Here is an 8,842-nt window from a genome sequence, read left to right as displayed (position 1 = left end):
CTGCAGGGGGGACCCTGTGGGAGAGTAGGACGCCGCCGAACAATTCTTCTGAAAAGCCCCTGCCGGGGATACCGGCAGGGGCTTTTCGCATTTCCAGGGTCCGGCGGCGGCATCAGACCGGCAGGGGTGGACCTAGCACCACCTCAAAGTCGGGTGGGACGGCCAGTGCGCGCGGGCGGGTGTGCGGGGAAAACTGAGCCAGGAGGATCGGAGCCGGCCTGCGGCATCGGCATCATCATCGGCATCGGCAACAGGAGCGCTCGTGGCAACGGAGAGTCGGATCAGCGGGGGCGGTGGCGTGCGCGTCCGGACCGAGGCGGCGTTCGTGGCGGGGGGCGTCGGGCTGGTCCGGTTGCTGCTGCTGGTGCTGGGCGCGATTCCGGCCGTGGTGGTGCCGGTCGTCGGTGCGCTGTTCGCCGGCGCCACCGTCGCGTGGATGTTGGAGGCCTACTACCCGGCAGCGCTGTTCGCCCTGTTCGCCGGTGTGGTGGCGGGTCTGACGCTGGCCGGGGTGTTCGTGCGCCCCTTCGCCCGTCGGACGCGGGAGCGGCTCGCCAACTGGTACGGGAGCCGGGTGCCGGTCTCGTACAGTCCGCGGCCGGCCCTGGAGATGGACGAGCGCGGTCACTGGTGGACGGGCTACTCCTACCACCGCTCCCACAACGTCGCCCGGCTCGCGCAGCTGCTGCACTGGGCGGCGCGGGACCGGGCGACCAGGTCCGAGATGCTGTGGCTGGTGATCGGCCCGCTGCTCGTGGTCGCGCTCGGGGCGATGGTCGCGGGGCTGCTGGCCGGCGGGGTGACGTACCTCGTCGTGGCGGTGCTGAGCTACGAGTCCTACGGGCCGACCTCCACGGGCGCCGTGACGGCGCTGTTCTCCGTCCTGCTGGGGCTCGGGCTGATGGCGCTGGGCGTGCTGCTGGCGCCGTACGCGGTGCGGGCGTACGCGGAGGTGGCCAGGCGGGTGCTGGACCAGGACGGCCGGGCCACGCACGCCCAGCTGACCCGGCGGGTCGCCGAGCTCACCGAGACCCGTGCCGACGCGGTCGGCAGCCAGGCGGCGGAGCTGCGGCGGATCGAGCGGGACCTGCACGACGGGGCGCAGGCGCGGCTGGTCGCGATCGGGATGACGCTGGGCACCATTGAGCACCTCATGGAGACCGACCCGGCGGCGGCGCGCGAGCTGCTCTCCGAGGCCCGGCAGTCCTCGGCGCGGGCGCTCCAGGAGCTGCGCGACCTGGTCCGCGGCATCCACCCGCCGGTGCTGGCCGAGCGGGGGCTGGGCGACGCGGTGCGGGCGCTGGCGTTGGACGGCGCGCTGCCGACCGAGGTCTTCGTGAGCCTGCCGGACCGGCTCCCGGCACCGGTTGAGGCCACGGCGTACTTCAGCGTCTGCGAGCTGCTGGCCAACGCGGCCAAGCACTCGGGTGCCGAACAGGTCTGGGTGGACATCCTCTACCGGGCGGGCCGGCTGCGGGTCACGGTGACGGACGACGGGGTCGGCGTGGCGGATCCCGCCCGGGGGACCGGGCTGCGCGGGATCGAACGCCGATTGGGTACCTTCGACGGTGTCCTCGCCATCGACAGTACGTCGGGCGGTCCGACCACCATCACCCTGGAGCTGCCGTGCGAGTTGTCCTCGCAGAGGACCTCTACCTCCTTCGAGAAGGTCTGATCCGCCTGCTGGAAGCGCACGGCTTCACGATCGCCGCCGCGGTCGAGACCGGCCCGGAGTTGTTGGACGCACTGCTGACGCACCGTCCGGACGTGGCGGTGGTCGACGTCCGGCTGCCGCCGACGCTCACCGACGAGGGTCTGCAGGCGGCGCTGAAGGCGCGCCGGGAGATCCCCGGCCTGCCGGTGCTGGTGCTGTCGCAGCACGTCCAGCAGCTCTACGCGCGGGAGTTGCTGGCCGACGGCACGGGCGGGATCGGTTACCTGCTGAAGGACCGGGTCTTCGCCGCCGACCAGTTCATCGACGCGGTCCGCCGGGTGGCGGCTGGCGGGACCGCGATGGACCCGGACGTCATCGCCAAGCTGATGCAGACCACCTCCCGCCGTCCCGGCCCCTTGCAGCGGCTGTCGCCCCGTGAGCGGGAGGTGCTGGAGCTGATGGCGGAGGGCTGCTCGAACTCGGCGATCGCCGGCCGGCTGACGGTGAGCGACGGCGCGGTGGCCAAGCACATCGCCAACATCTTCACCAAGCTCGAACTGGCCCCGGCGGAGGACGCGAACCGCCGGGTGATGGCCGTGCTCGCGTACCTCAACGGCACGGCCGGGCGGACCGTCTGACCGGCCGCCCGTCGGCGGTGGTGTGACGGCCCGGGCTGCGAGAACGCAGGTACAGGCGTACGAGTAAACTCCGGTGGGCCGAGCCCGGAGGTGCCTCGGCCGTCCGGCGCCCCGACTCGCGGGAACCGGCAGCCGGGGCAGCGTACGGCCGCAGCGACATCCAGGGGTTGATAGACGTTATGGCACGCCCATCGCTCACCAAGGCCCACCGGGTCCTGCTCGGCCTGGTCGCGGCCGGGGCCTGTGTCATCTCGGGGATCGGCTTCGCCGGCTCGTACAACGCGGTCAAGGAGCTGGCCGAGGAGAAGGGTTTCGGCGCCTTCTCCTACGCCTTCCCGATCGGCGTGGACGCGGGCATCGTGGTGCTGCTCGCGCTGGACCTGGTGCTGACCTGGCTTCGCATACCCTTCCCGCTGCTGCGGCAGACCGCCTGGCTGCTGACCGTCGCGACGATCGCCTTCAACGCCGCGGCCTCCTGGGGCGACCCGCTCGGGATGGGCATGCACGCGGTCATCCCGCTGCTGTTCGTCGTGGTGGTCGAGGCCTCGCGGCACGCGGTCGGCCGGATCGCGGCGATCACGGCGGACCGGCACATGGAGTCGGTCCGGATGATGCGCTGGGTGCTGTCCCCGGTGCCGACCTTCCGGCTCTGGCGGCGGATGAAGCTGTGGGAGCTCCGCTCGTACGACGAGGTCGTCCGACTGGAGCAGAACCGGCTGGTCTACCGGGCGCAGTTGCGCTTCCGGTACGGGCGGGGCTGGCGCCGTACGGCGCCGATCCAGGCGCTGCTGCCGTTGAAGCTGGCCAAGTACGGCGTGCCGCTGGATCCGGCGGTCTTCGACCGGATGGACGAGGAGTCGCAGGCGGCGCGCGAGGTGAAGGAGGCCCGGGAGGCCGAGGCGGTGGCCCGTGCGGAGGCGCTGGCCGCCCAGGAGGCCCGGGCGCTGGCGGAGAGCCGCGCGGCGGCGGCCCTCGGGCCGGCCGAACCGGAGGAGCCGGGCGGGCAGGAGGAGCAGGCCCAGCCCGAGGCCGAGCAGGTGCCGGCCAGTCCGGAGCCGCTGCCCGCGGAGGTCGCGGCGCCGATGCTCGCCAAGCTCGCCCAGGTCCGGCTCCGGGCCGCGCAGGAGCCCGAGGGCGAGGAGGCGGTCCCGCCGCAGCCGAGGGACGAACTGAACGTCTGGACCGAGCGTGCCGTGCGGACGACCGGGCACTCGAACGACGCCGTGCCGGGCGGCCGCGTACCGGGTCAGGCCTCTCCGTGGTTCAAGCCTCCGCGCCCGACAGGTGCGGAGGAACCGCAGGAGGCGCATCCGGCCGTCGTCGCGCACGGTGTCGACGGAGCGGAAGAGGCGCCGTCGTACGCCGAGTACCCCGAGGAGGAGTTCCCGCCGGAGCTGGACTCCGACGAACTGCGGGAGTTCCCGGAGGAGGCGGTGGCGGTCGAGCGCCCGCTGCGGCCGGGGCCGCACCGGCTGGACCCGGAGCTGGCGTACCGGGGGCTGGTCAGCTACCTCGACAGCCACGAGGGGCAGCAGCCCAATGCGGAGCGGCTCGCGGACTGGCTGACCCGGGAGTTCGGCGTGAGCGGCAGCCGTTCGGACGGGTCGGTGCACCCGAAGGACGTCGATCGACTCATCCCCGAGCTGCAGGACCGCTACGCGGCTTCCGGGAGGGACTGACCGGCGCGGGCGACCGCGCGGATGCTTGCCTGAGGAGTGGTGGATGGCGCAGACCGGGACGGGTGGGGCCGGGCCGGCGGGTGGAGCGGGTTTCTCCGCCGTCGCCAGGGCCGCCGTGGACGCGCTGCTGGCGCCGGTCGACGCCGAGCTGGCCCGCCGCTACCCGGGCGACCGGGGTGGCCGTCAGCCGGTCCACACCGTCTACGTGCCGGCCGGTGCCTTCGCCGCCGACACCGTCCGGACCTGGGGCCGGCGGGCACTGGAGGCCTTCGACACCCATGCCGGGACCCCGGCCGAGCTGGCCCGCGCGCTCGGTGTGCCGGACGACGCGCTGCTCGCCGAGGTGCACCGCCGGGTGCGGGCCAAGCTGGAGCGCGAGCCGGTGGAGGACCTGCGGATCGACTTCGAGGACGGCTACGGCCGGCGGTCCGATGCCGAGGAGGACGCGGACGCCGTCCGGGCGGCCGGACTGGTCGCCGCCGCGGTCGCCGACGGTGGCGCCCCGCCGTACGTCGGCATCCGGGTCAAGTGCCTGGAGGCGGCCGTCCGGGACCGCGGCATCCGCACCCTGGAACTCTTCCTCGCCACCCTGCTGGCCCACGGTGGACCGCCCGACGGGCTGGTGCTCACCCTGCCGAAGGTGACCTACGCGGAGCAGGTCACCGCGCTGGTCCGGCTGCTGGAGGACTTCGAGCGCACCGCCGGGATGCCGGTCGGCCGGCTCCGCTTCGAGATCCAGATCGAGACCACCCAGGCGATCCTCGGCCCGGACGGGCGGGCCACCGTCGCCCGGATGATCGAGGCGGCCGAGGGGCGCGCCACCGGCCTGCACTACGGCACCTTCGACTACAGCGCGGCGTGCGGGGTCGCCGCCGACCGGCAGAGCATGGACCACCCGGTCGCCGACCACGCCAAGGCGGTGATGCAGGTGGCCGCCGCCGGGACCGGGGTCCGGCTCTCGGACGGCTCCACCAATGCGGTCCCGGCCGGGACCACCGCCGAGGTGCACGCCGCCTGGAGGCTCCACCACGCCCTGGTCCGCCGCTCGCTCGCGCGCGCCTACTACCAGGGCTGGGACATGCACCCGGCGCACCTGCCGACCCGGTACGCCGCGGTCTACTCCTTCTACCGGGAGGGCCTCGCCCCGGCCGCCGCCCGGCTGTCCGCCTACGCGGCGGGGGCGGGCGGGGCCGTCCTGGACGAGCCGGCGACGGCCAGGGCGCTGAGCGGCTACCTGTTGCGCGGGCTGGACTGCGGGGCGGTGGACCCCGCCGAGGTCGGCGAGGCGACCGGCCTGGACCGCGCAGCGCTGGAGGAGCTCGCCGGCCGCCGCTGAACGCGATCGCGGCCGGTCCGCGACCGGCCGGGGGTTAGGCTGGCGGAGCGGTCCCCGGGCGAGTCGTCGCCCGGCGTGCGCCGCGCCGCCCGCCCCTCGTCGCCGTCCGGGAGAACCGCCGCGCCATGTCCGCCACACCGGGGCCGACCCCCAGGCCGTACCTGACCATCCGGAGCGCGGGCACGCACGAGCTGGAGATCAAGAAGTCCCGGTTCATCTGCCACCTCGCCCGGGTCGCCGACGAGGAGGAGGCCCAGGCGTTCATCGCGGGCATCCGCAAGCAGTACTGGGACGCCCGGCACAACTGCACCGCCTTCGTGGTCGGCGACGAGCAGCGCCGCGAACGCTCCAGCGACGACGGCGAGCCCGGCGGGACGGCGGGCGTGCCGATGCTGGAGGTGCTGCGCCGACGCGGCGTCACCGACACGGTCGCGGTGGTGACCCGGTACTTCGGCGGGATCAAGCTGGGCGCGGGCGGTCTGGTGCGGGCGTACGGGAGCGCGGTGTCGGAGGCACTGGACGAGGTCGGGCTGCTGGAGCGGCGGCCGGTCGCCCTGCTCGCGGTGACGGCGGACCACACCCGGGCCGGGCGGGTGGAGAACGACCTGCGGGCGGCCGGGTTCACCGTGAGCGACCTGGCCTACGAGGCGACCGGGGTGCGGATCGAGGTCGGGGTGCCGGAACCGGAGGTCGCGGCGTTCCGCACCTGGCTGGCCGAGGCGACCGGCGGGACGGCGGCCGCGGTGGCGGCGGGCCGCACGTACGTCGAGGTGCCGGTCTGAGCGGTCGCCCGGCACGGGCGGCGGACCGTCCGGTGGGCGGAGCCGCGCGGGTGTGCCGGTTCCGGACAGCTTTTCGGCCGGTTTCCGGCTGCCCGGTTTCGGGGCCGGGGCGCCCTGCCTAGCCTGGTCGGATTCCGCCGAGCAGGGAGCCGACACCGCGATGCCCGTCGTCCGGACCATCACCCTGGGCCCGGGGGACAGCACCGGCTGGCACTACCACCCGGGCCGGGTCGACGTCGTGGTGCTCGCCGGCACGCTGACCCGGACCCTGCACGACGGCCGGGTGGAGGTCAGCCACGCCGGTGACAGCCTGGTGGAGCACGCCGGGCCGGTGCACGTCCACGTCGGCCGCAACCACGGGACCGTCCCGGTGGTCCTGGTCGCCCGCTACGAGGCACCGGCGGGCCGCCCGCTCGCGGTGCCCGTGCCGGTGCCCGGATGGAGCCGCAGCGGCGCCGGACACCGCGCCGACTGATCCGGTCGCAGCCCCAGCAGATCCTCGTCGTCCGCGCCGGACGGCTTGAGCAGATTCACCCGAATGTAGTGACGTGGCCCGGAGTTGGAACTTCCGCTCCGGGCCATGGCGTTTCCTGGGCACAGGTCCGGCGAACCGGACCAATGACCCATCGATGGAGGACACGGGACCCCACCACCGAACCCGGAGGTATGTGCATGACCTCGGAACGCTCCTCGTCGTCGTTTCCCGCCCAGGCCGGCCCCTCCGGCCCCGGCGGCCCAGCGACGCCCTACCGGATGACCGTCACCACCGCCCTCCCGCACACCGACGCCCTCGCCCTGGCCGACCAGTGCCTCGCCGCCTGGCTGAAGCGGGAATGGCGCGAGGAACCCCCGCCCCTCGAACCCACCGGCCCCGCCGGCCCGGGTGCGCCCGCCGCCGAACGGCTCCGGCTCGGCGAGCGCGTCCTGCTGGACCGCGACGGCGGACCGCTCGGACAGCTCGACGGCCTGCTCGATGGCATGCTCGACGGCCTGCCGCCCGGCGGCCGCTACGACCGCCGGCGGATCGCCACCCCGGCCCCGCACGGCACCGACCGGCTCACCCTCACCGTGGCGACCGGGCCCACGGGCCCGACCTGGCTCCGGCTGGAGGCCGCGACCCACACCACCGGCAGCGGTGTGCGCACCCCCGGCCGGGTGCCGGTGCCCGAGGTGGTCCGCGCCCTGCTGCCCCTGCTGGACGCCGCCGACGGCCCGGCCGCCGTACCGGCCGCGCCCCGGGTGCTCACCGCGGCCGGGGTCGACCGGCTCGTCGACGAACTCTGCGACCCGGACCGCCGGATGCCCACCGTGGTGGCCAGCGTCCCGGCCGGCCACGGCGTCGGCCAGTGGCTCGCGGACGTCGTCGGACCGCTCTGCGATCAGCTGCCCGGCCTCGCCGGCCTGTACGTCCTCGACGCCGACGCCCGGACCAGGTTCAACGTCGCCCTCGAGTACCACGCCGTCTACGGCGGCGCGGTGCGCACCTACCTGCCCGAGGTCGACCCGGCCTCCCGGCGGGACGGTCGCCGGCACCCGGTGCTGGCGCGGAACCGGATCGAGGAGGACCCGCGCCGCGCGGCCGCCCTGCTGGCCCGCGAACCGCGCAGGCTCGCCGCCGAACGGCCGCTGCCGCCGGTGCTGGAGGCGGTCCCCGCCCTGCGGGTGCCCCGGTCCGCCCCGGAAACCGTGCCCCCCGGACCCGCCCCCGGGTGCGAGGAACACGAGCGGGTCGCACGCCCGGCCCGGCACGAGGGCCGCCGTGAACGCCGCCACGAGCGGCCGAAGCCCAAGGCGCTGCCGGGCGGAACCACCACCGGACGGGCGGCCGGCCCCGGCCAGGGGCGGGTCTCCGTCGGCCGGCTCTGCGCCGCGCCGGGCGGCGCGGGAGCGCTCACCGCGCCGGCCGCGCCCACCCACAGGCCCGGGCGGCGGCGCGCCGGACCGCCCGGCGGCCGCGGCGGAGTCCCGCTCACCTTCACCGAGCTGATGGAGCGGCTCGGCGAATTCCCGCTGCTCACCTTCACCGGCGACCAGAAGGCCGCACTCGCCCTCGACGAACTGCGCTGCGCCGGCGGCGGCTGGGCCCGGCTCACCTGGGACGGCCTCACCGCGCTCCAGGAGTACGCCGAGGCCGCCGTGCGCGGCCAGGCGGGCGGCGACTTCAAGCAGTGGTGCGAGCGCACCCCGGCCGGCTGCCACCGCTTCCCGCCCCGCAAGGCGGTGCGCGGCGAGTCCCGGACGGTGCACAGCCACGCCAAGTGGAAACGAGAACGGATGCTCCCGGTTCCGGAGTGCGTGGACGCCTCCCGGCGCGCGTTCATGGGGGCGCACCTGCGGATCGGCGGCGGTCGCACCGCGCCCCGGCTGCACTACCTCGACGACTGTTCGGGCAGTGGCCGGATCTATGTCGGCTACATCGGGCTGCACCTGACCAACACCCGCACCAACTGAGAGGCTTGGCTGACCGGTGCGCCCGTTCGGTGGACAATGTCCGGAAGGGGGCGGGCCCCGGGGTGGCCGACGGGTCGCCGACCGCCCCCGGGCAGGCCCGGACGAGCATGGGGGAACGACCACCGATGCAGTACTCAGCAGACGGCCAGTCCGACGGTGCTGTCACGGCCCCCCAGCCGGGCTTCCTCGCCTCGGTCTTCCGTGACCTCGGGGTCGAGCCGGAGGACGACAGCCCGTCCGTCAGGCCCCCGGGCGGCCCGGACGGCTCCCCGGACGGCCCGTCACCCGACGTTCCGCCGGGC

General features: G+C 74.9%; 7 protein-coding genes. All 7 read left to right on the top strand.

Annotated elements, in window-relative coordinates; translation table 11 throughout:
* Positions 1 to 262: 262 nt before the first annotated feature.
* The 7 genes from ACFU74_RS34040 to ACFU74_RS34010 all read left to right on the top strand — a co-directional run bounded on the left by ACFU74_RS34040 (position 263) and on the right by ACFU74_RS34010 (position 8,540).
* The gene (locus ACFU74_RS34040) at positions 263 to 1,675 is read left to right on the top strand and encodes a sensor histidine kinase (protein WP_380763895.1); all 1,413 of its coding nucleotides are present in this window, start codon (positions 263 to 265) and stop codon (positions 1,673 to 1,675) included.
* On the top strand, positions 1,627 to 2,292 hold the full coding sequence (locus tag ACFU74_RS34035) for a LuxR C-terminal-related transcriptional regulator (RefSeq protein ID WP_380763893.1): 666 nt from the start codon (positions 1,627 to 1,629) through the stop codon (positions 2,290 to 2,292). The genes ACFU74_RS34040 and ACFU74_RS34035 overlap by 49 nt, the downstream gene beginning before the upstream one ends.
* Positions 2,293 to 2,471: 179 nt before the next feature.
* On the top strand, positions 2,472 to 3,971 hold the full coding sequence (locus ACFU74_RS34030; RefSeq protein ID WP_380763891.1) for a DUF2637 domain-containing protein: 1,500 nt from the start codon (positions 2,472 to 2,474) through the stop codon (positions 3,969 to 3,971).
* Between the two features lie 43 nt (positions 3,972 to 4,014).
* Positions 4,015 to 5,307: a DUF6986 family protein gene (locus tag ACFU74_RS34025; RefSeq protein ID WP_380763889.1), complete on the top strand. Its 1,293-nt coding sequence runs from the start codon at positions 4,015 to 4,017 to the stop codon at positions 5,305 to 5,307.
* 125 nt (positions 5,308 to 5,432) lie between these two features.
* Positions 5,433 to 6,089, top strand: a complete 657-nt coding sequence (locus ACFU74_RS34020; protein ID WP_380763887.1) for a YigZ family protein — start codon at positions 5,433 to 5,435, stop codon at positions 6,087 to 6,089.
* A 160-nt stretch (positions 6,090 to 6,249) separates the two neighbouring features.
* The gene (locus ACFU74_RS34015) at positions 6,250 to 6,564 is read left to right on the top strand and encodes a cupin domain-containing protein (protein ID WP_380763885.1); all 315 of its coding nucleotides are present in this window, start codon (positions 6,250 to 6,252) and stop codon (positions 6,562 to 6,564) included.
* A 197-nt stretch (positions 6,565 to 6,761) separates the two neighbouring features.
* Entirely contained in the window at positions 6,762 to 8,540 is a 1,779-nt protein-coding gene (locus ACFU74_RS34010) for a hypothetical protein (RefSeq protein WP_380763883.1), read from the top strand.
* The last annotated feature ends 302 nt before the right edge of the window (positions 8,541 to 8,842 follow it).

This window comes from Kitasatospora sp. NPDC057500 (assembly GCF_042802195.1).
In the GTDB taxonomy this organism is placed as follows: Bacteria; Actinomycetota; Actinomycetes; order Streptomycetales; family Streptomycetaceae; genus Kitasatospora.
This window is presented reverse-complemented; position numbering and strand designations above follow the sequence as displayed.